This is a genomic window from Clostridioides sp. ES-S-0001-03, from assembly GCF_020676075.1.
In the GTDB taxonomy this organism is placed as follows: domain Bacteria; phylum Bacillota; class Clostridia; order Peptostreptococcales; family Peptostreptococcaceae; genus Clostridioides.
This window is the reverse complement of sequence record NZ_JACVWJ010000015.1, coordinates 14,955-37,638: the sequence shown is the minus strand read 5'-3', so window position 1 is coordinate 37,638 and position 22,684 is coordinate 14,955. Positions and strand designations below refer to the sequence as shown.

Genomic DNA, 22,684 nt, shown 5'->3' with positions numbered 1-22,684 from the left:
TTATAACAGGAGATGGAAGCGGAAATGGAAGCGGAGGTGGAGGTGGCTGGTTTGGTGGCTCTGCTATAATAGGAGTTGGTGGAGCAGGAGGTGGAAGTGGTTATGTGTTAACTAAAGATAGCTATAAACCATCTGGATATACGCCTACATCTAAATATTATCTTAGTGATGTTATTATGATTGTTGGTGGTAATACTACTAAAGCAGATGGTTATGCCAAGATAACATTATTACAGGCATTACCATTTTTAACTATATCCTCTTATAACTCCACACAAGCAACATTTAAAGCAGACCATACAGACCCTACATTATTAACTAAAATAGAGTGGTTTATTGATGATGCATTAAAAGAAACAATAACAACAGATTTAACATCAGAGAAAACAATTAACTATACATTAGAAGATAATGCACTGCACACACTTAAAATAGTTGTTACAGATAGTGCCAATGCTACAGCAGAAAAGGTATTGAGTATAAGTAAAGGAATTGCACCTCTTCCAAGTGGTTCTACAACTGAGGAGGTTACAAGCAAATGGATAGAAATTAAAGATACATTTAAAAGTGGTAAAACAAGTATTGTAAATACTTTAGCATTAAAGAATATAGAAGCAAGTTTAAATAATACACTTGTTGAACTATCAGAGAAGATTAAAACGAGTTTTGATAGTTCAGATGCTAGTGTACAAGATTTAATAAATCAGTTAACACAAGCTAATAACACTATAACACAGTTAAATACAAAATATAAATATGCAACAGGGAGTGCAGCAACAAAAATGAATGCAGCAGATACTGCTTATTTATATGATGCTGGTGTGTACAACCCCGATTATCCACAAAAACCTATTGACTGGCTTAATATTAAAGGTCTTAATTTTATTCCAAATGTATTTTTTGCTGAATGTGAATGTAAACTTAATAGCCCAACTAAATTTCTTAAATATCTTGTTTTTGCTGTTTGTTCGTTACCATCAATTTCTAGTGATAAAGATTTTACAGTTACAGTTTTATTAGACAAAACATATGGGAATCAAAAATATTCTGCTAACGGTCAAGTCTATATAAATAATAAGGGCAATGTTTATATGAATAATGAAGGCATTTACATTCCTGCATATAATCCTTCTTTGCCTTATACTTTGTACAATTGGCACGCTATAAAATTTATATAAATGAGGTGATAAAAATGAATAGAGCAAATAGAATTATATTTGACCAAACAGGTAAAATACTTCTGCAAACAGGAGAAGCGACAGGTGATGTATTGGAGCATGATACAATAACAGAATTACATTGCATTGATATTCCATATGGAAGTGTAGATTATAATAAAAACAGAATTATTGGTATAAACATAGAGACTAAACAGCCTGTTTTGGAAGAAATGCCAATATATGTGAGTGAAGAAGAAAAGAGAATACAAGAGTTAGAAAATCAAATATTATTAAATGAAAATGAAAAAGTAGGAGGAATTTTATAATGAATATAAATAATGTTGTAGTAAGAATACTAGCAGAGAGAATATTAAACAAAGGATTGAACCCTTTAAAAAATCGAGAGTTTGAGTTAGATGATGTAACTAACACAGAGTACAGAAAAGCAGTAGAAGATTATATTATAGAGCATAGTGGAGTAGTAGAAGGAACAGAACCAACGATATAGAAGGTTCTTTTTTATTTCAATTAATTAGGAGGTTTTCATGAATGAAGAACTTTTCGAAGCAGATTTAAAAAGACATGAAACAAGAATAGATAAGCATGGAGAAGAAATAGACGAATTAAAGATAGCAAATATAGAGTCTAAAGCAGAGTTAAAAGCACTATGCGAGAATTTAAACTCACTTACAAGCATGTTAAAGTGGCTAATTGGAACAATGATTACAACACTTGTAGGGTTCTTTATATTTGCCATACAAAGAGGAATATTTTAAATTAGGAGGAAAATAAATGGATAATTTAATAAGTTTTATACCCGAGCAGTTGCTAATTTTAGTAGCTGCTCTTTATGTTATAGGAGCAGGTTGTAAGAAGTATAAACAGTTAGATAACAAGTATATTCCAGTAGTGCTATTGATACTTGGCATAGGTTTTTCAGTATGGATGCTAGGATTAAATGCTGATGCAGTCTTACAAGGTGTAATTTGCTGGGGTATATCAATAGGTATAAATCAAACTTATAAACAATTAAAGGAGGAAAATAAATAATGAAAATATGTATAACAGTAGGACACAGTATTTTAAAAAGTGGTGCATGTACTTCTGCTGATGGAGTAGTTAACGAGTATCAATATAATAAATCTCTTGCACCAGTATTAGCAGATACATTCAGAAAAGAAGGTCATAAGGTGGACGTAATAATATGCCCCGAAAAGCAGTTTAAAACTAAGAATGAAGAAAAGTCGTACAAAATACCTAGAGTTAACGGTGGAGGTTATGACCTACTTATAGAGTTACATCTAAATGCAAGTGATGGTCAAGGAAAAGGTTCAGAGGTGCTATATTATAGTAATAAAGGTTTAGAGTATGCAACTAGAATATGTAAGAAACTAGACACAGTATTTAAAAATAGAGGTGCTAAATTAGATAAAAGTTTGTATATCTTAAATAGTTCAAAGCCTACAGCCATATTAATTGAAAGTTTCTTCTGTGACAATAAAGAAGATTATGAGAAAGCTAAGAAACTTGGATATAAAGGACTGGCTAGGTTAATTGTAGAAGGTGTATTGAATAAAACTATAAATAATGTAGAGGTAGGTAAAATGTATAAACACACAATAGTTTTTGAAGGTGAAGTCGATAGAATACCAGCAACGATTATTGGTTGGAAATATGAAAAAGAAAAATGTTTGATATGTGATATAAAAGATTATGTAGCAGGAAAAACAGAAAATTTATACGTTGTAGGAGCAGGAGCGTGCAATAAAATAAAATCTATAACTAAAGAAAAATTTACTGAGATAAAGGGAAATGATAGATTTGAAACTACTAAAAAAGCATTAGAATTTATAAAAAGATAGTTTTTAAGAGGGTAGCAACTAATTTACTAGTTGCTACCCCTTTTTTATTTTATCCTTTTATGTAAATTAATTATTATATTTAATTTTAGCGATTAAGTCATCTATTATTTCAAAAGCTAACTCGTTAGAAACAAATACGTCGAAATTTTGAGAACAATACTCTTTTACATAAGTTTCGTATGTATCAGATGTGACATTGCTTAAATAAAAATCTACTTCGCTTTCGTAATCCTCAATATAGTCCTCGTGACACCCTTCATTAGTTTCTATTTCGTATAATTCGTTAACCACAACTTCCTTAGAAAATTTTTCCATATAAATACACTCCTTTTTTTATTTTTATTTTTTGCAATAAATCTTTTGTTTTATTCTTTACTCTCTTTATTATTATACTTTTCTTCAAGTACAGAAACTTTAAAAATCCAATCCCTTCCAATTTTTTTGCAGTCCTCACCATCCTTGAAAGCCCCTCTTTTTATCGCACTTAATAGTGTAGGCTGAGGAATATTATATCTTTCGCTTGCATCAGCTAGAGAAATAAAACTACTAAAAGTTGCGTTTTCTTTTGCATTACCAGCGATTAGACCCAGTTGGTATGCTAACATAAATTCGATATTTTCCAAGTTCTCGAAAATTTCTTCGGGAAATTTCACTCCAGCGCTAATATAAGCTGGTAACAAAATTCCCATTATTGTATTTCTATCTTGCACTCTACAAGCAGTATTAAGTTGCAGTAGCTTACTAACACTTAAAACTTTAGTTCTTCCTATTTTAAAACCCATTTCGTATATTTCTTCGTTGCTAATCACTTTAAAACCTCCTTGCGTGTCTATACATATATAATAACGTATTAACATTTAAAAGTCAATACTAAAATGCTTTAAAATATATTTATCAATTTTTAACATTATTTTATTGACATTATCACGTTTAAACGTTACAATATAATTAACAAATAAAATAAAAGGAGATAGGCAGAGATGAAAAACTTATTTAAAGAAGCACATAAAATAACAAGAGAAATAAAAAGAAAATACAATGATGTTGATTACAAAGTACAGTTTAGTCTTTGCTTATCTTTCTTAAATAAGGAAGGGGATGCAGAAATGAAAGAATTGAAAGGCTCAGAAAAACAAATCAAATGGGCTAATGAAATAAGAATAGACATTTTAAATTTAACCAATGAACTAGAAAAGATTAAAATAGAAAGAATAAAAAACGGAGACTACAAAGTTAAAGATATGAGTATAGAAGAAATGAAAGAAAGATGTAAAAGAAAATTTGAAAGAATAAGAGAAGCAATAAGAAATATAGAGCATGCTAAGTTCTTTATAGATAATTTTAGAAATGTTTTAGAATATAATTCTTTAAACAAAAAATCATTTTGCATAAATCAAATTTTTAGAGACACACAATTTACAGAAGAAATTGGGAATCTAAATTTTTTAAGAGGAGAAACGCAAGCATCTTATAAACTTAAAAAAGTTAAAGATTATAGCATGAACTATGAAGAAGCTAAAAAAATAGCTAAAGAAATAAAATTTGATGATGATTGGTCTAATAAAATAAAAGAAAATGTACTTGAAATCGTAGAAATATTTGACGATGCAGTAAAGCAAGCACCGAATTCAAGTGATATAGAAAAAGCTATAGAATACATTACAGAAACATTAATACAAAAAAATAAACAATTTTACAGAAATGGCTTTGCAGACATAAAAAATAAGCAAATTGAAAAATACAAAAAAATAGAAAGCGCTGAAAGAAAAATAGAAATTGCATACCAATTATTTAGAGATGGTGTAGAGTGTTAAAAACTTTAACTTAATACAGATATAGTTCACTAATAAATGCTATAATTTAAATATATAAAATTTGGAGGTTTAAAATGTACTTTACATATGGGATAGGAGAAATATCAAGAGAAAGATTTAAAAAACCTTATACAGTAAGTAAACAAAATAAAATACAAGGCGGGCTATGGTGTTGCCCTAAAAATGAAGTTTATTCCGACTGGTTTGTATTGACTCTAGCTTGTCCGCAACTAGTGCGTGACCCAGTTCCGTACGATGTAGAAATAGAAAATAGCGCAAAAATATTAAAACTTACAACAGACAATATTAACTTATATACAGACTCTAATAAACAGATTGACTTTGAGAAAATTAAAGAGTTTGACGCTTTACACTTTACAAAAGATTTAGTAGAAAATGTCAAAGAATTTGAAGCTTACTATGTTGAATCTATTCAAATATTGAACTTTGATATTATGACTTTTAAAGAATCTTACATTGATGAAGAAGTTGTTTTATCTAATGAATTTAGAGAAAAGATGAATCCTCTTATAGAAAAAATTCTTAATGCAATATTAAAAACTGACGCATTCAAAAAAATAGAAAATCAAATTAATCAAAAATAATATAAAAGGCTATATACTAAAATAAAAGTATGTAGCCTTTTAGATTGTAATAATATTATATTCACATTGTAATAACATTATTAATACAAGATATATTACATTATAAAAACATTGCTTAAATATTATTAATACAATATTCAAACAATGTTTTTATAATGTGCTATTTATTTCTTTGATTTTCTTCTTTCATTGTAAGCAATTAAATTATCTTCTTTTATATTTACATCAAACAAAAGCTTTGTTAGCATATCGCTTAGTATTTTACTTACATCGCTGTCTAAATCTATAGCAAGAGACTTTAATTTGTCTACAAGTTCTTTATCTAGTGTTGCGCTCATAGTAACTTTTTTACTTTTCTTATTGACTAGATTATATATACTTAATGCTTTATTATTATCCGTAGAAACAATATTTTCCTGCCCAACTGTACCAGCCTTTAAAACTGGCTTTTCTTTATTAGATAAAAGTTCTCCATCAAATTTTGGCATCTATAAAACTCCCTTCTCTTTTAGTTCTTCTAACATAGCAGTAAATTCCTGTCTGCTAAAATGGTCTTTAGTGTCTTTTAAAAAGTCTGTTAGAGATAGTTTTTTTAACAATGCTTTCTCTACAAACTCATTTTTTCTTATATATGTATTTAACATCATGCTCCTTAAATCCTCAAAACTTTCTAAGTAAGAATCAAACGCTTCGCTTACTTGCGTCTTTTTCTTTTCAAATCCAACCAGCATAATATTTTTAATATTATCCTCTTTATCGAAATAAGTTCTGTCTACATCCCAAAGTTGTTTAAATAAGTCAGCCCCTCTAAGGCTGGACACATTTTTATCTTGCACGAGAATAACTACACTATCAGCTAAAAGAAGTATATTTTTAGCCGTCAAATCGTAACGAGGAGATAAGTCGCAAATGATATAATCATACTCATTTAGAGTATTAAAATTTTCCATGTACCAGCGATATAAAAACTTTTCCCTAGCTGGCAAAGGAGATAACTCCTGTTCAAAACGCGCCATTTGAATGTCAGAAGCAATTAAATCAATGTTAGCATAATTTGCATTAGGTGCTTTTATAATAACATCTTTAGCGTCAACATCCTTTAAAATATCTAATGTAGTCATTCTGTCGTGATTTACTTTGTAAACATATTGTGTTAAATTTGCTTGTACATCTAAATCCCATAAAAGAATTTTTTTATCTTTATCTTTTGCAAGTTCGTAAGCGGTCATAATAGATGTTGTTGTTTTATATATACCACCTTTTATATTAAAATATGTAAGTAGTTTTGTATCAGCCATTTTTAGACACCTCATTTTTCGTATTATTATAATGTTATTGTAGTATTATTTCTACAATATTGCAATAATATTTTAATATTATATATAATAATATATAAATATTTTGAAGATAATATTATTACAATATAAATACAATATTTAAATCATGTATCATACATTATGATTAACAATATATAAATATTGTATTTACAATATTGCAAAATTTTAAAAAGAAGGCTAAGAAAATTTTAACCCTCTTTTTAGAAAAAAGTTATTTATTCTTAGCCTTTTTAATTATTATTTCCTCGCCTCTTAAAGTCACTTCAACGCTTCTGTCGTTTTCAGTTACTCCTAACTCTCTAAAAAATGTGATTGGAATACTTAGTTTAGTACTCATAGAGCCACTACCACCTAGATTAAAAATCACATTCAAAAATCTTGTTTCTTCCACATTACCATTCCCCTTTTTTGCGTTGCCATCTGAAAAATGCTAATAGTAAAAAACTTATAAGTAAGCCAACGATATTACTTAGATTAAAACTTTTTACTAAAAGAATTACGTCTAAAAGTATAGTAAAGACAATTAAAGCAACACATATTTTATACACTTTTTTACTCATATGTTTCAAGAAAATGTGTTATAATTTAAGAAAGAAGTCACTAAGAAGGAAGTGCAATTCCTTCTTAGCTTAAAACTTACAAGTCTTTTAGTAGTTTAATAAGTCTATCTATTAAGCTTACTAAAATACTCAAGATAGAGAGAATAACTTTAACTTTGCTGAGTCTTTTCTCTCTATTTTTTTGCCTTCTTTCAAGTCTACTCATTTCCTTGTTTTCACCTCCTTTCTATAATAATATTATATCATGACGTTACGTCAAAATCAATAGTTTTTCCCTATTTTTTTAGAAAAATTTGGTATATTGAAATGATATAAATTCGTATCTTTTTTAAGAAAATGTGATATAATAAAAGCAAGAGAACTGTATTCTAGTTGTGAGAGTGCAGTTTTAGTCTAAAGTAAAAAATTATTTAAACTTTTTGAATTTGATTTTTAAATCAAATTCCCAACCGCCCTTTCGCACAAAAGAGCGGTTTTTTACTTGTCTAAATAATTTACTAATTAAATAGAATACATAACTAGCTACAACACCAGCTAATATGTTAAGTAAAAAATTATCCATACTATCACCTCCCCTCGTAGCGTTGGGAGGATAATCTTTCGTGTATAGACTCCACTCTTTTAAAATATAGATTGCTTCTCTTGCTAAAATTATTATAACATATATTTACATATAAAAAAGACTTAGTAAATACACTAAGTCTTTTAAAATACAGTTTTAAGAAAAATATATTTTTAAAAAATAATTTATTTTTAAAATCAATATATTTTTTTAATTATTATTTATGCTATAATTAATATTAACTTATTGCAGATTACAAAAAATAAAAAAGGAATAAGCGTTAGTTTGGCGACTTTGGACTTATTCCTTACCACGGAGCTTAAAGCTCATATAGGATATAATTATATCCTTTTTTAACTAATTTATAAGTTATATTATAGATTAAAACTACTTATAAATCAATGTTTTAAAGTCAAAAATAATTTGAAATTTTTAACTTAATTAGTTAAAAGTGTTTTAAGCCCTGTTAAAGAGGGGGAAAATAAATTGTCTTTAGGAGAAACAAAAGAAAAAAATTACAAATTACCAATGCCAACATTTTGCTTAGATGCAAAAAATTATTGTGCAAGAGAGTATGGAGCATTAATGCTTATAAGTAAAGGGAGTATGGGGATTATGCATACAGAAAAAAATAGATATTTATATCAAAATAGCTTTAATACAAGTGAACTCGCTGAAAAACTTGGAATTGTAGAAACAACACTTAATAGAAATATAAAAAAATTACAAAGTCTTGATTATAATATTTTAGAAATAGAGAATACAAAAAACGGTGTAGTTTATAGACTTAGATATGGATTAGAAACAGGTTACAATGATGAGGTACATAAATTTGTTACAATCCATCATGAAATGCTTGAAGAACTTATTATTTGCTTCAAAACACTTGCTATAAAACTATATTGTTTGTTGTGTTATATGACTAACGAAAAAGAATTTACTTTAATAGATGAAAAATTTCTTTGTGAAAGAGTGGGGCTTTGTGGCGATAGCGAAAACAATAAAAGTAAGATTAGAAAAATTATACAAGTATTTAAAAAGTGCAGATATGTAGACACTAGAAAGGAAAATAGAGTGTTTTGGGATAAAGAAAAAAAGAAAAAAATAAATAAAACCGTAAAATTATATAGACTTTGTAGTTTTGAGGAATGGAAAAAATTAGATGAAGAAATAGGCAAATAGACCTTTACATTTTAGAAAGGTCTATTTTTATGCTTATTTTTATTTTGTGGATAAGTTGTTGATAATATTGTGGATAACCCTTTTAATTTAATTAGAAATCTAATAGAATGCAAAAAGTGGTGGTCGCTAATGCAAAAAGTGGTGGTCGCTAATGCAAAAAGTGGTGGTCATAATATATAGAGAACTTAATAAATAGAAAACATGAATATGTTTTCTATTTATTTCTTTATTTAAGAAAAACGCAAAGCTAATTAAAATTCCACTAATATTTTTTTCAGAAGTAAAGAAACAACTAGAATATATTTTTAGATAAAAAGAAAATGATTATTTAATTAATAAATTAAAATACCATTCAGAAGTGATACAAGACATCAGAAACGTTTTTATTAAATACTATAGATATTTATGTTAGATACTATAGAAACATTCTTAAAATGGAAATAAATAGGTATTATTCAATTAAATTATTTTTATACTACTGGAATAGAAAATAAAAGGAATATTAAGTTTTCGTGTTGAAATATATAACAAAATAAAAAAATATGGAGGATTTGAGGATGAAAAAGACATTATTATTAATTGCAGTATGTTTATTAAGTATAGGTTTAGTTGCTTGCTCATCAACTAGTTATAACAAAAATGCTAATGATGCAACTAAAAAAGAAAAGAAAGCTAATGAAAACGAAGTTGATGGAATTAAAATAACTGTAAAAGATGTTACAAAAGAAGATGTAAAAGGCGATATAAATGAAGATGGAAGTTTCAATGAAAGTGGAGAATATTTCAGTGATGGAATTGAAAAGAAAAAAGCATCTGAATATGTATACGAAGTTGTAAATGTAGAGGTTGAAAATAAAACAGGTAAAGCAGTAAAATTATTTCAAACTGGGTGGAATGCAGTCGGTACAGATGGTTACGAGTTTAAAGATATAAAAGTAACTGACAAATTAGACAACCAGCAAGTGCCAGCTAATTATAAGTTCGATGCGCAAGTTAAAATATTAGTTGAAAAGAATATGAATGTAAAAGAAATAGTTTTAAAATATAACTTAAAAGATTATTCAAGATTGTTTGAGGCAATGGAATTTGCAAACCAAGGAGCATCAAAATCAGATGTAGAGAAAAAATTTCCAGAATTATATAAAGATAATTGGATTGAGTTAGGTGAAATTAAAGTAGAGCAGTAGAAAAAAGGGACTAGGTAAAAATAATTACCTAGTCCTTATTTTTACATTCTTTTAAAAAATCCCTACTAAGTGTTTTAACTGCTTTTTTATTATATTTTTTAGTATTTTTTAAATGCTTCCTTTCCTTTTCTAAAAAAAATTCAGACAAAACTAATTGGTCAATTTCTAATATATCAGCTAATAATATGATTTGTGTTAGGGTTGGACTGTGTTTAAATTTGCTATTTTCCATTTTCGAAATGTAACTTTGACTTATGCCTGTTAACTCACTTAATCGACGTTGGGTGAGTTTTTTCTTTTTTCTATGCGTTTTTAATAAAGACTCCATGTCGAAATTAAACTATAATATTAAAAAATATTAAAATCAATAGAAATTTTTTACAATTTAGAAAATAGATAAATTAATTGGTAAATATTGTAAATATAGGTCGGAATATTCGTCGTACGAATATTTTTGAAATGGTTTTCCGTGCTAATATTAAAGTGTAGAACAAAAAAAATAAAAGTCTATTAAGACTTTTATTTTGAAAGTTATTCCTCTTTTTCGTTTTCGTACATGTTTTTGTAAATCATTGCATTTATTACTTCTTCAACGATTTTTCTTTCAGAAAGTGGCAAAGTATTATATTTTTCAATTAAATCAAGTTCGAAAGGCGTTAAATCTTTATGTTTTATTACAAACATTTCGCCATCGCCATTTTTTAACCAATCTATATTTACATTAAATTCTCTTTTTATAGATTCGTAAAAACGTGTACTTGGACTTTGCTTTGTGCCAGTTAAAATCATTGAAATATACCCTTGGGAAAAATTTATTTTTTCCGCGAAGTCACCTTTTTTAATCCCAAGAGTGTCTATTAAATCTTTTAATCTTTCGCTTAACATGTTATCACCTCAGTTAAATATTATCATTTAATTTTAACTGAGTCAATAAAAATTTAACTGAGCAAAAATATGTTGACTTATTTAACTGAGCGATATATAATTTAACTAGGTTAAAAAGGAGGGAGGTATTACCTTGAAAGATAATACTAAATTCAAAAAAGAAATAAAAGAATTAACAATTGAAGAAAAAATAAAACTAATTTCGGATATTGATAAAAGTTATGTTATGGGTTACATAGATAAGGCTATTAATGACCGAAAAAGGAAAAGAGGTGCATAGTTTTGATTTTGAACAAAAAGCATCTAGGGAAAGTGGTTCAGCTGAAAAATTCGAGACTTAATACAAAAATTGATTGTATTATAACTGAAATAAAAGTAAATGAAGTATCGGTTGTGTATTACGAAAAAGAAATAGAAGAATTGATATATAAAACTTTAACTGAAGAAGATTTGATATTTAATGACTATGAACTTAAATTGTTATCTTAATGAATAATTCGTAAACGAAAGGGGGTGAGATTTTGGAACTTTTAAAAGATTTGAGAAAAAATGATTGGTTTTGGATAGAAAACGATTTAATCGATAGAGAGGATTTGACTATTTACGAAAAAATGATTTATATGACCTTAGTTAGACATTCAAACGAAAATAGTTTTTGTTTTCCAAGCCATAAAACTATTTCTAAAAAAAGTGGGTGCAGCGAAAGCCAAGTTAAAAAAGTTATAAAAAGCCTAGAAAATAAAGGTCTTATAAAAAAAGAAAATAGAAACAAATTAAATTCTAAAGAAAAAGATAGCAATGTTTATTTTGTACTAACAGCAAAAGTATGTAAGTCATGTGGTGACCTACCCCTAGGTCATGAGGTAACCTACCCTAAGTCATGTGGTGACCTACCCCTAGGTCATGGGGTGACTAGTAACAAGACTAATATTAACAAGACTAATTTAACTAATAATATATATAGTCCTGCAGAGCAAAAAGAAGAAAAGACAAACGACAAAGAAATATATAAAAGAATTATTGACTATTTGAATAAAGCAGCAGATAAATCTTTTAAGAGTACAACAAAGAAAACTATGTCTTTAATTGATGCAAGACTCAAAGAGGGCTTTGCAGAAGAAGAATTTTACAAAGTAATAGACAATAAAGTGTTAAACTGGCTTGAAGATGATAAAATGAACGCTTATTTACGCCCTGAGACGCTTTTTGGAAATAAATTCGAGTCTTACTTAAACGAGATACCTAAAAAGGCTATAAAAGGCAATGAGAGCGTCAAAGAAAAAACAAAGACAAATAATAATAAATTTGCCAATTTTAAACAAACATTCAACCAATACACAGAGAACGAATTGGATGCAATTATAAAGAAAAGTCAAGATTTTAAATTTAATAAAAAAGGATAGGGTGAAAAAATGATAAAAATGGAATTTGAAAATGTAAAAGAATTTAAAGAGTTTGTTGAGGTGTTTTCAATTGTAGAAACAAGTAATAACAATGTTGTTTGTTTTGGAGAAGTTGAAAGTTTAGATTCTTGCACAGAAAAAAACGCAAAAAATGCTTTAGATATAATAAAAAAGCATAAGCATAGCGACAGAAAAGAAAAAGCATACAAAACTTATTTAGGATTAGAAAATGCAGATATAGAAGAAATTTATAAAATTCATTATGGAGATAAAGAAAATTCTGAAACTGTTGCAAGTTGTGAAAAAATTAGTTCATCAAAAATAAATGAAATATCTTGCAATCATGACAGTGTTTCAAAAGATAAAGAAACTAATGAGTCAGAATGTACTTGTTTTATTTGTTCTAAAAAAATAGAAAATAAAAAAGATGTATTTAAAATGCCTTTTCTAAAGCGAAATTGTTTGTTTTATGAAGAAGAAATAGAGAATATTAAAATTTGTAAAAATTGTTTAGTTATGAATTCAAAAAAAATTATGAAGAAAAAAATGTTGTTAAATAGTATCCTAACATGTGAAACAGGAGATGAAAAGAAATGATAAAAAGTAATGATTTAAGATATGAAGAAAAAATAAAAGCATTAAAAAAGTGTGGCTATAGTGATTTTACTAAGAAGTATATTTTAGAGGAATTTGGTAAGGAACATGCATTTTACAAATCATTTTTAAGAGCAATAGGAAAAGAAGACAGTAAAAAAGGTGTACTAATTAAAAAAATTGGAAAAGGTCAACATCAATTCTCAAAAGGTTTTATAGAAAGACACACTATGAGCGAAATACTGAAAGAAGAAGAATGTATTAGAAAAATATTAGAATAAGGCTTAGAAGTATCTATAATCTAAACCTTATATTTAAAACTATTAAAATTTACCTAATATGTACTCCGTTGTGATAGGTAGAGACATATTAAGAAAACTTGAGGCGGAGAGTGAAAAGAAATGATAAAAAGTAATGATTTAAGTTATGAAGAAAAAATAAAAGTATTAAAAAAGCGTGGTTTTAATGATTTAACTAAGGAATATGTTTTGAAAGAATTTGGAGAGGAACATATATATTTTAGAATATTTTTAGATGCGATAGAAGAAAAAGGTGGTAAAAAGAGTGTACTAATTAAAGAGCTTTCAAAAGGTATACATCGTTTTACAAAAGGTTTTATAGAAAAACACACTATCAGCGAAATACTGAAAGAAGAAGAACGTATTAGAAAAATATTAGAATAAGGCTTAGAAGTATATATAATCTAAACCTTATATTTAAAACTATTAAGATTTGACATATTAGAAAATTGATTAGTAAAAAACACATATAGCAACAAGGAGCAGAGCAAATGCAAAAGAGAATTTCGGAAATGAGTATACTGGAAAAAGTAGATTTAATTGGTAAGAAACAAAAGAAACTACAAGAAAAGTATAAGAATCTAAGCAAAGGAGAACTATTTCTTATCGCTTGTAATGAAGTTAAAAAAGCAGAAGAAATGGAGGGAAAATATTTTGAATATAGGTAGCTATACATTAGTAAAGAAACAAATTGTAGAAGAGCTTGAAGAAGAAAATAAGAAAAAAGAAAAGCAAATAAAAGACTTAGAACAAAAATTAAAAAATCACAAAAAATATGTTGTTATATTAGAAAGCTGCATTAAGAGAAACACAGAAACTCTAAGGGAACGTTCTAAGGTGTTGTATGACTATGATTTATTTATAAATTGTATTTTAAATGAAGAAACGAGAAAAGCAATTTCGATTTATAACAAGACTAAAAGTACTAGAATTAGACAGAAAAAACTTAATTCTATATCTAAAAGATTTGACCGAATAAAATAAATAATTTCCTTGTAGAAATAAAAAGTTTAAAAAGGGGTGTGAAAAAATGAATATAGAAGAATACGAAGAATTGAGCAAAGTACAAAATAATCTGTATGCACAAGTAGCAGAAAATGAGAGAAAAATTGAAAAGTTCGACGTTTTAAAAGGAGAGGAGAAAGAAATTGATTTGGTGTTAGAAAAACTTTATCATAGCTTAAAACTTGAAAGAGTTGAAATATGTGTTAAAGAAAGCAATGTTTATGGTGGTACTTGTTGTAATGTTCGAGTAGATGAGGATATGAGAGAGTTGCTTAAATATCTTTTGCAAAAGTTAAGAGAAAAAAATGTTCAAAAAATGGAAGAAATATAAGGAGGTATATTCATGAATAAAAATTCTGATGGATGGAAATTAAAGGCTGTAATACAAATAGATGAAGCTATAAAAATAGCGCAAAATGATGTAAAAGAGTCAAATAAATATTTAGATGAAATAAAGAATTGTAAAAAAATAAAAGTTGAAATTATTGGAAAAAATGGTACTAAAATTCCTGTTAATTTCTCTAATGAAGGAATGCGTAATCTTTTAAAAGAGGGTTTGGAAATAAGTTTAAAGTCTATGCAAGAAAGTGCTTTAGAAATTGAGAAAAGTTTACTAGAATTAAAAAAAGAAGGTGAAAAAAGTGAGCAACCTTATACAATGCGATTTTTGTAAAAAGATAATTAGTATTGGAAAAGAAAAACACTTTATTATTAAGGAGCAAGGCAATACAGGACTAATTAGGGTTGTAGATAGACATATTTGTGAGAGTTGTTTAACTCTTGTAATAGATGCTTATTGCAATATTAGAGAAAAAAAAGGTGTTGCAGATGAATAAAATTAGCGTTATACAAGCAATGGAGAAATTTGATAATTTGTTAGATAATTGGAACGACCTTCCGAATTATGTTTATACGCTTGAATATAGGAGTAAATTTTATGAATGGATAAAATCACTTGAAAGAAAAAATGATTTACAAAATTATAAGATAGTTGAAGTTTTACATGCTGAAAGAAATGGAGAAGAAGCACCGTTTTGGAATTGATAGGAGGGAATAGTATGCAAGAAAATAAAGAAATTTGGTTATATAGTTGGGATGATGAATACTTCGAAAGTGATGAATATGAAAGTAAAGAGAAAGCTGTTGAAGCTGCTAAGGAAGAACTTGAAAGGATTGGAGATTTTGAAGAAAATGTTTACGTTGGGAAAAGAGAAGATGTTAGCCTTCCAAGGATAGATATAGAAGATACAGTAGAACGTGTCCAAGAACTGATTGACGACGAATTTGGAGAGTGTGGAGAAGGTTGGATTACAAGGATAGAAGATGAAGATATAAAAATACTTGATAATGAATTGAATGAGGTCTTTTCTAAATGGATAGATGAATTTGGATATAAGCCAACATGGTTTAAAATTACAGATGTAGAAGAAATAAAGTTATCAAAGGGTGTGAGGGAAAATGAATAATGCTTGTTTAGTTGGAAGATTAACAAAAGACCCAGAACTTAAATACATACCCGTAACAGGCACAGCTGTAGCAACCTTTACGCTTGCGATTGATAGAGATTATAAAAATAAAGATGGAGAGAAAGAAACGGATTTTATACCTGTTGAAGCGTTTGGGAAGTTAGCGGAAGTATGTTCTAATAACTTAGAAAAAGGAAGGCTTATAGCTGTGCAAGGTTCAATTAGAGTTGAAACAAGTGAGAAAGACGGAGAGAAAAAAACTTATACGAAAGTTCATATAAATAAAATGAATTTTTTAGATAGTAAAAAACAAACAAGTAACAAAGAACCGAGTTATAAGGCTATATATGACGACCCAGATATACCATTTTAAAGAGGTGGAACAAAAATGAATAGAAAAGGAAAAATACTTAAAATTTGTGGTTGGTGTGGAAGGACATTTCTTTCTGATAATAATAGGAAAATAGATTATTGTTGTGAAGAATGCAAGAGCAGGAGAGAAAAAGACTTAGAAGAAAAAAGAAGGTGGAATGATTGAAATATATAGCAAGTTTTAGTGGGGGGAAAGATTCAGCTGCAATGCTCCTTCTAATAAAAGAAAGAGGTCTTCCGTTAGACGAGATTGTTTTCATAGACACAGGACTAGAATTTAAAGAAATCTATGATATAATAGATGATTTTGAAAAAAGAATAAACTTTAAAATAACAAGAATTAAAACAGAAAAAACTTTTGAAGAATACTTTTATACAGTAAATGAAAAAGGAAAACGTAAAGGACAAATATGGGGTTTTCCATATACTCTAGGAGCATGGTGTAATAGTAGATTAAAACTTGCTCCTGCTAACAAATATTTCAATTCGGTTGGAGAACATAAAAGGTACATTGGAATTGCCTTTGATGAACCTAATAGATATAAAAGACTAGAAAAAAACTGTATAGCTCCATTATTTGAAGCAAAAATGACTGAAAAAGATTGCTTAAAGTATTTAGAAGAAAAAGGTTTTTACTATGAGATTCATCACAGATTCAAGAGAACTGGTTGTTACTTATGTCCTAAACAAAGCTTAGATAGCCTCAGAACTTTAAGAAAATATTATCCCGATTTGTGGGGGGGTATGCTTAAATTGGATAAAGATAGTCCAACTACTTTTAAAGCTAATGGAACTACAGTGCATGACCTAGAAAAGCGATTCAAAAATGAAGCAATTAAGGAAGAAAGGCAAATAAATTTTTTTAATAGAGAGGTAACTTTAAATGAAAGAATATAGAATTGGAATTGAAGAAACGATATTTTTAGAACATAAAGTTATTATTGAAGTTCCAGAGGAAATATGCGCACTTGACATATTTGAATATATAGAAAATGAATGTCAAAACAAAAGTGAAATATCTGAATATATAGAAAAACTTGGTGGCAGACAATTAAATTTCATAGAGGGCGATATTGGAGACAGTGAGTTAATAGTTGGAAGTTGCAAAAAAATAAAAAAAGGAGAAAAAGAGAATGGAAAATAATTTTTGGTGGAGTTTTATGGGTTTAGAAGAAGCTGGAAAAGTTGTTATAAAGGAAAGTATAAAAGACTTAGAAAAAACTATAAATGAAATTGAGAACGAAGTAGAGGAAGTTGAAATTTTAATCATTAAGAAAAATAGTGATGAAAGAAAAATTAATTTTAAACATGATGGATATATGCAAAAAGTTGTAAAAGACATGGTAATTAGAGGTTTTAAAGAAGTAAAAATAATGCATGAAGAAATTTTAGGAGAAATATAAAAAGGGGGAATATAAAAAATGAATTTTAAAATGATTGCTAATATCCCGAATTGGACAGTACAAGAACAATTTGAAAAAGTGCTTGAAGAGATTTTAGAACTTAAAGAAGCTGTCCATTTAAAAGATAACAAAAAAATAATGGAAGAAGGTTTAGACGTTATTCAAGCAATTTTTACGCTGTTTAAAATATTAAAAATTGATAAAGAACTATCAGAAGGATTAAAGCTACATAACAAAAAATTAAGAAAAAGAAAGTGGAAATTGGAGAAATTAAAATAACATGGGAAAAGTTGAATATATTGTTTTTTATTATAATTGCGAAACATTCGAAATATGTAAAGAAAGTTTTAGTACACTAATAGATGCTAAAGTTTTTAGAAATGAAATGATGAAAGAATATGAAAGTGTTGATATTATAAAAAGAACAGTTTTTGAAGAATTAATTTTGTAATTAACATTCAAAAATAACAAAAATATAAATTAAAGCGTGAAAGAAAAATAGATTGAGTTTGCATTAATTATTAAAGTGTTATTCATGAAAATATTTATATAAATAGATTTTGTTTAAACTTAAAAAAGTGAAGTCTTATAACAAAAAAACAAAATAAAAATACAGAATATTTTGAATAATACGTAAGGGTTGAAAATGCTAAAAAGTATCTAACTAGTCCCCAAACCTTAATTTAGAGAATAGTTAGGTATTTATAACAAAAAGTGCAAGGAGTGGAAAATGAAAATAAAAAAAGAATATATTGAGAAAGTAAAAAATGAACTTAAAATGTTAGGAGACAAACAAAGAAAAGTAAAAATTTTAAAAAAAGAAATAGCGATACTTAAAAATAAAGAAGTTTACAAAGAAATTAATTTCGAAGAACTTGGATTTAAAGTCAAAAAAAGTACAAAAGGGATAGACGATATAGTTGTAACTATAGAGTCAGCTATTTATAACAAAGAAACAGAGATTGAAATTATTGAACAGAAGATGAAGCTATTTAATGTATACTTAGAAGAATTATCAGAAGATGAACAAAAAATCATAAAAGAATTATATTTTTATAATTGGAGCGGGAAAAACTCTATTACTAAACTTTCAGTAGATATGAATTATTGTCGCACTAAAATATATAATATACATGATAGTGCTGTAAAAAAGATAGCACTTATGAAGTATAAAAATGATGATGTTTTAGTATGAACTTAAAATGAACAAACAAAAAACAAAACGTGGATATTAATAATAAAAATTCGTGTTAGAATTGTATCATAGAAAAAAGTGTACATTGACAACTAAATATCCCCCAAAACCTAAGTCTAAAACAATGCTCGAAAGTTTTAGACTTTTTTTATTGCAAAAAAAGAAGGGGGTGATTAAATGAACTTTGTAGAACCAATTAGAGACTTAGAGAAGCTAGAAAGTATATGTGCTTACTTAGAAGAAACTAATATGAGAAACAATGTATTATTTTCGATGGGCATATACACAGGGCTTAGAGTTGGTGACATATTAAAACTTAGAATAAAAGATGTCCACGACAAGCGGTTTATAACTCTTAAAGAAAGTAAGACGGGCAAGACTAAGCCTATAGAAGTTAACCCTATTCTAAAACGAATATTAAAGGAATATACAAAAGACAAGAATCAGAATGAATTTCTCATTAAGAGTAGAGAGCAGACTAATAAAGCTATCAGCAGAGTGATGGCTTATAAAATAATAAGAGAAACAGGCGAAATGTTTGGTATAGATAGCCTAGGCACACACACAATGCGAAAGACATTTGGTTATCATTACTATAAAAGAACACATGATGTTGTGACCTTACAGAAGCTTTTTAATCATAGTTCAGCAACGATTACATTGAGGTATATCGGGATTGAGCAAGATGATTTAAACAAAGCGTATAGGAATATTAAATATTTTTAGCTTATTAATTTAACATAAAAAGGTCACGTTAAACTGAATAAAATATAGTCTAATAATAAAGTCTTGAATGTATTGTCGATACTAAGGTGTAAGGCTATTTGATAATACTTAAATGAGTTTAACAGAATATATCTTATGTTAAACTCAACTAGGAAATTAAAGGAGTATCACTATGAATAAGTATGATAAGTTTAAATGCAATAACTGTGGTAAGAAGATTACAGTAAGTAACAAGGAGTTAAAGACTAAGCTTATTGATAATACAACAGTCACATACTTTGTATGTCGTAGATGTAATGCTAAGTTTGTTGTGTCTTGTATGGATGATTATATTAAACATAAGCAAGAAGAATATAAGAAGCTTAAAGATAGTGAAGCTAAGCTATTGCAAGACATGAAAGAGTATAGCGATGGTCTAGGAGAGTTGTATATTAATGAGTTGTAAGCGTATGACACTAGATAGAATAAAAGAATTAATTTCTATTGATAGACTTGATATATTCTATAGAAGTACAGAATGGCGGAAATTAAGAAAAAAAGCTATTGAAAGAGATAATAATGAATGTCAAGTTTGTAAGGAAAAAAAGAAGGTATCTAAGGCAGAATGTGTACATCATATTAGAGAAGTAAAAGAACATCCAAGCGAAGCTTTGAAGCTTGATAATTTAAAAAGCTTGTGCAACCTTTGTCATAACGAAATTCACGAAAAAATACTAAAAATTAATCAAGAAAAAAATAAAAAGTTTTTGAACGAAGAACGATGGTAAATAGCCCCCCTATTGAAAAAACTGGCTTTCAAAGCGAAAATTTGTGAACCGAGGTAGGTATATGGCTCCGCAAGGAGACACCAATTTAACAAAAGGTGTGGGGGGTGGGGGTATTGCAACCAAAATTCATGGTTGCGGGTGCAGAAAAAAACATAAAAATGAGGTGGTGAAAATGGATGAAAATGAGGAACTAGAAATTAGGCGAGATGTACAAAATGACTATGTTTTAGGCATGACTTACAAAGAGATGTCAGCTAAGTACAACATCCCCGAAAACACTTTAAAAAGTTGGAGAAAAAGAGGGGGTTGGACTCGCAACTGCACCCCAAAAAAGGGTTGCACAAAAAATGGGTTGCAAGAGTTGGGAAATAATTTAAAAAACTCTATAAGAAAAGATTTATTAAGACAGATAAAAGAAAATAATATGACAGAAGAATACTTTAAGGATTTAGTTGAAGATTATTTAAAAATGTGGGATATAAAAAATGAATTAATAGAAGATGTAAAAACTAGAGGTGTTCAAGTTAAATACAAGAATGGTCAAAATCAATGGGGCTATAAAAAAAATGATAGTGTATCAGAACTTATTAAATATAATGCACAAATGCTAAGTTTGCTTGATAAGCTAGGAATAAAAGCAACACCAAAAGTTTTAGGTGATGATGATATTGAATTATAAGTATAATAAATATATAGATGAATATTTCGACTTGATTGATAAGGGCGAAATTGTTCTATGTAAAGAAATGAAACTTGCGGTTAAGAAAATAAAAAAAGATTTGAAAGAGCCTAACATATATATCGACCACGAAAAAATCGAAAAAGCTATTGAATACATGGAAAAGTATTTTTACAAAATGTATCTTTGGGAAAAATTTGTTGTTGCATTAGTTGTTGGTTGTTTTAAAAATAATGAACTTTTATACGATGAAATTTTTATTATGATGGGACGTGGAAATGGTAAAAACGGCTTTATATCTCAATTAGCTAATTATTTACAAACACATCTACATGGTGTGAAAAATTATGGAATTGATATTGTTGCAATGTCAGAAGAGCAAGCAAAAACGAGTTTTGATGATGTCTACAATATGTTATCTGAACATCCTGCTATATGTAAAAAGTTTTTTAACAGAACTAAAGAAGTAATAACATTTAAAAAAACTAATAGTTATTTAAAGTTCCGTACAAATAATGCTAAATCGAAAGATGGATTAAGACCCGGTTGCATCATTTTCGATGAAGTTCATGCATACGAAAATTACGATAATATAAAAGTTTTTACTTCCGCACTTGGAAAAACAAAAAATCCTCGCATTTTCTATATTACAACCGATGGAAATGTAAGAGGGGGAGTATTAGATGATTTCAAAGAAGAAGCTAAACAAATTTTAAATGAAGAAATTAAAAACTCTAAAATGCTGCCTCTTATTTTTAAACTTGATAATATAGAAGAAATGGAAGATGTTAATTTATTAGAAAAAGCAAATCCAAGCATAAATTATAATTCAGATTTAAGAACACAAATTTTAAAAGATATTAATACGGCTAAAAATAGACCTCAGATGATGATAGAATTATTGACTAAGAGATTTAATTTGCCAGCTGAGGATTTGGCAACTGCTGTTGCTGAATGGGATGACATAGTTGCAACAAACGAAGAATTGCCGGACTTGAAAGGATTTTCGTGTATTGGAGGATTAGATTTTTCTAGTATAAGAGATTTTACAAGTGTTGTATTATTATTTAAAAAAGATAAAAAACGATATATCATGCATCATACTTTTATATGTTATAAGTCTTTAGAAATAACAAATTTTAAATTCGATGTTGAATTAGCTAAACAAAAAGGACTTTGCACAATAATCTACGATGAAACAATAAAAGCAGAATACATCGCTGATTGGTTCGTTGAAAAAGCAGAGGATTATAATATATTAAAAATCTGCTGCGACTCGTACAGGGCTGCACATGTAAAAGAAGAGTTTGGCAATAGAGGTTTGCCGATTGAAGAAGTTAGGAACGGGTCAATAACTCATGCAAAAATAGCCCCTCTTATAGAACAAATCTTCGCAGAAAGAACAATTAAGTGGGGTGATGATATGATGATGCGCTGGTATACTAATAATGTTTATGTAGATACAGATAAAAAAGGAAATAAAACTTATTTAAAGATAGAGCCAATCAAACGTAAAACTGATGGCTTTTTTGCGTTTTTACATGCTTTATCTAAAGATGATGAACTGATGCAAGAATCAATAATTAAATTTTACGATTGTTATACGTATTAAAAGCAATGA

Annotated in this window: 45 protein-coding genes; 36 read left to right on the top strand and 9 right to left on the bottom strand. The window is 27.9% G+C overall.

Annotated features, from left to right (window positions below):
* The 6 genes from IC174_RS19615 to IC174_RS19590 all read left to right on the top strand — a co-directional run.
* Positions 1–1,178 (top strand): glycine-rich protein (locus IC174_RS19615; RefSeq protein WP_227483780.1); only part of this gene is annotated, 1,178 nt, incomplete at its 5' end.
* 14 nt (positions 1,179–1,192) lie between these two features.
* Entirely contained in the window at positions 1,193–1,486 is a 294-nt protein-coding gene (locus IC174_RS19610; RefSeq protein ID WP_227483779.1) for a hypothetical protein, read from the top strand.
* On the top strand, positions 1,486–1,668 hold the full coding sequence (locus IC174_RS19605; protein ID WP_227483778.1) for a hypothetical protein: 183 nt from the start codon (positions 1,486–1,488) through the stop codon (positions 1,666–1,668). The genes IC174_RS19610 and IC174_RS19605 overlap by 1 nt, the downstream gene beginning before the upstream one ends.
* A gap of 37 nt (positions 1,669–1,705) precedes the next feature.
* Positions 1,706–1,936, top strand: coding sequence for a hemolysin XhlA family protein (locus IC174_RS19600; protein WP_227483777.1), 231 nt, complete (start codon positions 1,706–1,708; stop codon positions 1,934–1,936).
* A 16-nt stretch (positions 1,937–1,952) separates the two neighbouring features.
* Positions 1,953–2,210 (top strand): phage holin family protein, encoded by a 258-nt coding sequence (locus tag IC174_RS19595; protein ID WP_074076059.1) that lies wholly within the window; start codon positions 1,953–1,955, stop codon positions 2,208–2,210.
* On the top strand, positions 2,210–3,022 hold the full coding sequence (locus IC174_RS19590; protein WP_227483776.1) for an N-acetylmuramoyl-L-alanine amidase: 813 nt from the start codon (positions 2,210–2,212) through the stop codon (positions 3,020–3,022). Before IC174_RS19595 ends, IC174_RS19590 begins: the two co-directional genes overlap by 1 nt.
* A 66-nt stretch (positions 3,023–3,088) precedes the next feature.
* Here IC174_RS19590 and IC174_RS19585 read toward each other — a convergent pair whose 3' ends face one another.
* Positions 3,089–3,313 (bottom strand): hypothetical protein, encoded by a 225-nt coding sequence (locus IC174_RS19585; protein WP_227483775.1) that lies wholly within the window; start codon positions 3,311–3,313, stop codon positions 3,089–3,091.
* Between the two features lie 74 nt (positions 3,314–3,387).
* On the bottom strand, positions 3,388–3,831 hold the full coding sequence (locus IC174_RS19580; protein WP_227483774.1) for a hypothetical protein: 444 nt from the start codon (positions 3,829–3,831) through the stop codon (positions 3,388–3,390).
* Positions 3,832–4,002: 171 nt separating this feature from the next.
* On the opposite strand from IC174_RS19580, the gene IC174_RS19575 reads away from it, so the two are divergent.
* Both IC174_RS19575 and IC174_RS19570 read left to right on the top strand, forming a co-directional pair.
* Positions 4,003–4,836, top strand: a complete 834-nt coding sequence (locus IC174_RS19575; protein WP_227483773.1) for a hypothetical protein — start codon at positions 4,003–4,005, stop codon at positions 4,834–4,836.
* Between the two features lie 74 nt (positions 4,837–4,910).
* Positions 4,911–5,441 carry a hypothetical protein gene (locus tag IC174_RS19570; protein ID WP_227483772.1) on the top strand — a complete coding sequence of 177 codons (531 nt, stop codon included), beginning with the start codon at positions 4,911–4,913 and terminating at the stop codon, positions 5,439–5,441.
* Between the two features lie 164 nt (positions 5,442–5,605).
* Here the strand turns inward: IC174_RS19570 and IC174_RS19565 are convergent, their stop codons facing one another.
* From IC174_RS19565 to IC174_RS19550, 5 genes are all read right to left on the bottom strand, one after another.
* The gene (locus IC174_RS19565) at positions 5,606–5,929 is read right to left on the bottom strand and encodes a hypothetical protein (RefSeq protein ID WP_227483771.1); all 324 of its coding nucleotides are present in this window, start codon (positions 5,927–5,929) and stop codon (positions 5,606–5,608) included.
* Positions 5,930–6,739, bottom strand: a complete 810-nt coding sequence (locus tag IC174_RS19560; RefSeq protein ID WP_227483770.1) for a ParA family protein — start codon at positions 6,737–6,739, stop codon at positions 5,930–5,932. It lies immediately after the preceding gene.
* 250 nt (positions 6,740–6,989) lie between these two features.
* A complete protein-coding gene (locus IC174_RS19555; protein WP_227483769.1) occupies positions 6,990–7,169 on the bottom strand; it encodes an AbrB/MazE/SpoVT family DNA-binding domain-containing protein in 180 nt (59 codons plus the stop codon).
* A gap of 245 nt (positions 7,170–7,414) precedes the next feature.
* Positions 7,415–7,543: a hypothetical protein gene (locus tag IC174_RS21205; RefSeq protein WP_255625538.1), complete on the bottom strand. Its 129-nt coding sequence runs from the start codon at positions 7,541–7,543 to the stop codon at positions 7,415–7,417.
* Positions 7,544–7,744: 201 nt separating this feature from the next.
* Positions 7,745–7,900 carry a type I toxin-antitoxin system toxin gene (locus tag IC174_RS19550; RefSeq protein WP_227483768.1) on the bottom strand — a complete coding sequence of 52 codons (156 nt, stop codon included), beginning with the start codon at positions 7,898–7,900 and terminating at the stop codon, positions 7,745–7,747.
* 486 nt (positions 7,901–8,386) lie between these two features.
* Here IC174_RS19550 and IC174_RS19545 point away from each other — a divergent pair, with 486 nt between their 5' ends.
* Both IC174_RS19545 and IC174_RS19540 read left to right on the top strand, forming a co-directional pair.
* The gene (locus tag IC174_RS19545) at positions 8,387–9,082 is read left to right on the top strand and encodes a helix-turn-helix domain-containing protein (protein WP_227483767.1); all 696 of its coding nucleotides are present in this window, start codon (positions 8,387–8,389) and stop codon (positions 9,080–9,082) included.
* 557 nt (positions 9,083–9,639) lie between these two features.
* Positions 9,640–10,269: a hypothetical protein gene (locus IC174_RS19540; RefSeq protein ID WP_227483766.1), complete on the top strand. Its 630-nt coding sequence runs from the start codon at positions 9,640–9,642 to the stop codon at positions 10,267–10,269.
* Positions 10,270–10,297: 28 nt separating this feature from the next.
* Here IC174_RS19540 and IC174_RS19535 read toward each other — a convergent pair whose 3' ends face one another.
* Together IC174_RS19535 and IC174_RS19530 are read right to left on the bottom strand one after the other, a co-directional pair.
* On the bottom strand, positions 10,298–10,597 hold the full coding sequence (locus IC174_RS19535) for a helix-turn-helix domain-containing protein (protein ID WP_227483765.1): 300 nt from the start codon (positions 10,595–10,597) through the stop codon (positions 10,298–10,300).
* A gap of 203 nt (positions 10,598–10,800) precedes the next feature.
* On the bottom strand, positions 10,801–11,154 hold the full coding sequence (locus tag IC174_RS19530) for a helix-turn-helix domain-containing protein (protein ID WP_227483764.1): 354 nt from the start codon (positions 11,152–11,154) through the stop codon (positions 10,801–10,803).
* Positions 11,155–11,287: 133 nt separating this feature from the next.
* Here IC174_RS19530 and IC174_RS19525 point away from each other — a divergent pair, with 133 nt between their 5' ends.
* From IC174_RS19525 to IC174_RS19400, 26 genes are all read left to right on the top strand, one after another.
* Positions 11,288–11,434 carry a hypothetical protein gene (locus IC174_RS19525; protein ID WP_227483763.1) on the top strand — a complete coding sequence of 49 codons (147 nt, stop codon included), beginning with the start codon at positions 11,288–11,290 and terminating at the stop codon, positions 11,432–11,434.
* A 2-nt stretch (positions 11,435–11,436) separates the two neighbouring features.
* Positions 11,437–11,643 carry a hypothetical protein gene (locus IC174_RS19520; protein WP_227483762.1) on the top strand — a complete coding sequence of 69 codons (207 nt, stop codon included), beginning with the start codon at positions 11,437–11,439 and terminating at the stop codon, positions 11,641–11,643.
* A 32-nt stretch (positions 11,644–11,675) separates the two neighbouring features.
* Positions 11,676–12,557, top strand: a complete 882-nt coding sequence (locus IC174_RS19515; RefSeq protein ID WP_227483761.1) for a conserved phage C-terminal domain-containing protein — start codon at positions 11,676–11,678, stop codon at positions 12,555–12,557.
* 9 nt (positions 12,558–12,566) lie between these two features.
* Entirely contained in the window at positions 12,567–13,154 is a 588-nt protein-coding gene (locus tag IC174_RS19510) for a hypothetical protein (RefSeq protein WP_227483760.1), read from the top strand.
* Positions 13,151–13,432, top strand: coding sequence for a hypothetical protein (locus IC174_RS19505; RefSeq protein WP_227483759.1), 282 nt, complete (start codon positions 13,151–13,153; stop codon positions 13,430–13,432). The genes IC174_RS19510 and IC174_RS19505 overlap by 4 nt, the downstream gene beginning before the upstream one ends.
* Before the next feature lie 120 nt (positions 13,433–13,552).
* Positions 13,553–13,834 carry a hypothetical protein gene (locus tag IC174_RS19500; protein WP_227483758.1) on the top strand — a complete coding sequence of 94 codons (282 nt, stop codon included), beginning with the start codon at positions 13,553–13,555 and terminating at the stop codon, positions 13,832–13,834.
* A gap of 107 nt (positions 13,835–13,941) precedes the next feature.
* Positions 13,942–14,118 carry a hypothetical protein gene (locus IC174_RS19495; protein WP_227483757.1) on the top strand — a complete coding sequence of 59 codons (177 nt, stop codon included), beginning with the start codon at positions 13,942–13,944 and terminating at the stop codon, positions 14,116–14,118.
* A complete protein-coding gene (locus tag IC174_RS19490) occupies positions 14,105–14,434 on the top strand; it encodes a hypothetical protein (RefSeq protein WP_227483756.1) in 330 nt (109 codons plus the stop codon). Before IC174_RS19495 ends, IC174_RS19490 begins: the two co-directional genes overlap by 14 nt.
* A 46-nt stretch (positions 14,435–14,480) precedes the next feature.
* The gene (locus tag IC174_RS19485; protein WP_227483755.1) at positions 14,481–14,786 is read left to right on the top strand and encodes a hypothetical protein; all 306 of its coding nucleotides are present in this window, start codon (positions 14,481–14,483) and stop codon (positions 14,784–14,786) included.
* 12 nt (positions 14,787–14,798) lie between these two features.
* Positions 14,799–15,128, top strand: coding sequence for a hypothetical protein (locus tag IC174_RS19480; RefSeq protein WP_227483754.1), 330 nt, complete (start codon positions 14,799–14,801; stop codon positions 15,126–15,128).
* Positions 15,097–15,291, top strand: a complete 195-nt coding sequence (locus tag IC174_RS19475) for a hypothetical protein (protein ID WP_227483753.1) — start codon at positions 15,097–15,099, stop codon at positions 15,289–15,291. Before IC174_RS19480 ends, IC174_RS19475 begins: the two co-directional genes overlap by 32 nt.
* Positions 15,284–15,499, top strand: a complete 216-nt coding sequence (locus IC174_RS19470; RefSeq protein WP_227483752.1) for a hypothetical protein — start codon at positions 15,284–15,286, stop codon at positions 15,497–15,499. Before IC174_RS19475 ends, IC174_RS19470 begins: the two co-directional genes overlap by 8 nt.
* Before the next feature lie 14 nt (positions 15,500–15,513).
* Complete coding sequence (locus IC174_RS19465; protein WP_227483751.1) at positions 15,514–15,921, top strand: hypothetical protein; 408 nt, start codon at positions 15,514–15,516, stop codon at positions 15,919–15,921.
* Positions 15,914–16,294 carry a single-stranded DNA-binding protein gene (locus IC174_RS19460; RefSeq protein ID WP_227483750.1) on the top strand — a complete coding sequence of 127 codons (381 nt, stop codon included), beginning with the start codon at positions 15,914–15,916 and terminating at the stop codon, positions 16,292–16,294. The genes IC174_RS19465 and IC174_RS19460 overlap by 8 nt, the downstream gene beginning before the upstream one ends.
* A 15-nt stretch (positions 16,295–16,309) precedes the next feature.
* Positions 16,310–16,459: a hypothetical protein gene (locus IC174_RS19455; RefSeq protein ID WP_227483749.1), complete on the top strand. Its 150-nt coding sequence runs from the start codon at positions 16,310–16,312 to the stop codon at positions 16,457–16,459.
* A complete protein-coding gene (locus IC174_RS19450) occupies positions 16,456–17,190 on the top strand; it encodes a phosphoadenosine phosphosulfate reductase family protein (protein ID WP_227483748.1) in 735 nt (244 codons plus the stop codon). Before IC174_RS19455 ends, IC174_RS19450 begins: the two co-directional genes overlap by 4 nt.
* Positions 17,177–17,437: a hypothetical protein gene (locus IC174_RS19445; protein ID WP_227483747.1), complete on the top strand. Its 261-nt coding sequence runs from the start codon at positions 17,177–17,179 to the stop codon at positions 17,435–17,437. The genes IC174_RS19450 and IC174_RS19445 overlap by 14 nt, the downstream gene beginning before the upstream one ends.
* Positions 17,427–17,696 (top strand): hypothetical protein, encoded by a 270-nt coding sequence (locus IC174_RS19440; protein ID WP_227483746.1) that lies wholly within the window; start codon positions 17,427–17,429, stop codon positions 17,694–17,696. Before IC174_RS19445 ends, IC174_RS19440 begins: the two co-directional genes overlap by 11 nt.
* Before the next feature lie 18 nt (positions 17,697–17,714).
* Complete coding sequence (locus tag IC174_RS19435) at positions 17,715–17,975, top strand: hypothetical protein (RefSeq protein WP_227483745.1); 261 nt, start codon at positions 17,715–17,717, stop codon at positions 17,973–17,975.
* A gap of 1 nt (position 17,976) precedes the next feature.
* Positions 17,977–18,147, top strand: coding sequence for a hypothetical protein (locus IC174_RS19430; RefSeq protein WP_227483744.1), 171 nt, complete (start codon positions 17,977–17,979; stop codon positions 18,145–18,147).
* Positions 18,148–18,426: 279 nt separating this feature from the next.
* On the top strand, positions 18,427–18,891 hold the full coding sequence (locus IC174_RS19425) for a hypothetical protein (protein WP_227483743.1): 465 nt from the start codon (positions 18,427–18,429) through the stop codon (positions 18,889–18,891).
* A gap of 177 nt (positions 18,892–19,068) precedes the next feature.
* The gene (locus IC174_RS19420; protein WP_227483742.1) at positions 19,069–19,617 is read left to right on the top strand and encodes a site-specific integrase; all 549 of its coding nucleotides are present in this window, start codon (positions 19,069–19,071) and stop codon (positions 19,615–19,617) included.
* A 172-nt stretch (positions 19,618–19,789) separates the two neighbouring features.
* Complete coding sequence (locus tag IC174_RS19415) at positions 19,790–20,062, top strand: hypothetical protein (protein ID WP_227483741.1); 273 nt, start codon at positions 19,790–19,792, stop codon at positions 20,060–20,062.
* On the top strand, positions 20,052–20,384 hold the full coding sequence (locus IC174_RS19410) for an HNH endonuclease signature motif containing protein (RefSeq protein WP_079740453.1): 333 nt from the start codon (positions 20,052–20,054) through the stop codon (positions 20,382–20,384). The genes IC174_RS19415 and IC174_RS19410 overlap by 11 nt, the downstream gene beginning before the upstream one ends.
* 61 nt (positions 20,385–20,445) lie before the next feature.
* Positions 20,446–21,063, top strand: coding sequence for a P27 family phage terminase small subunit (locus tag IC174_RS19405; protein ID WP_227483740.1), 618 nt, complete (start codon positions 20,446–20,448; stop codon positions 21,061–21,063).
* Positions 21,047–22,675 carry a terminase TerL endonuclease subunit gene (locus IC174_RS19400; protein WP_227483781.1) on the top strand — a complete coding sequence of 543 codons (1,629 nt, stop codon included), beginning with the start codon at positions 21,047–21,049 and terminating at the stop codon, positions 22,673–22,675. Before IC174_RS19405 ends, IC174_RS19400 begins: the two co-directional genes overlap by 17 nt.
* Positions 22,676–22,684 lie beyond the last annotated feature (9 nt).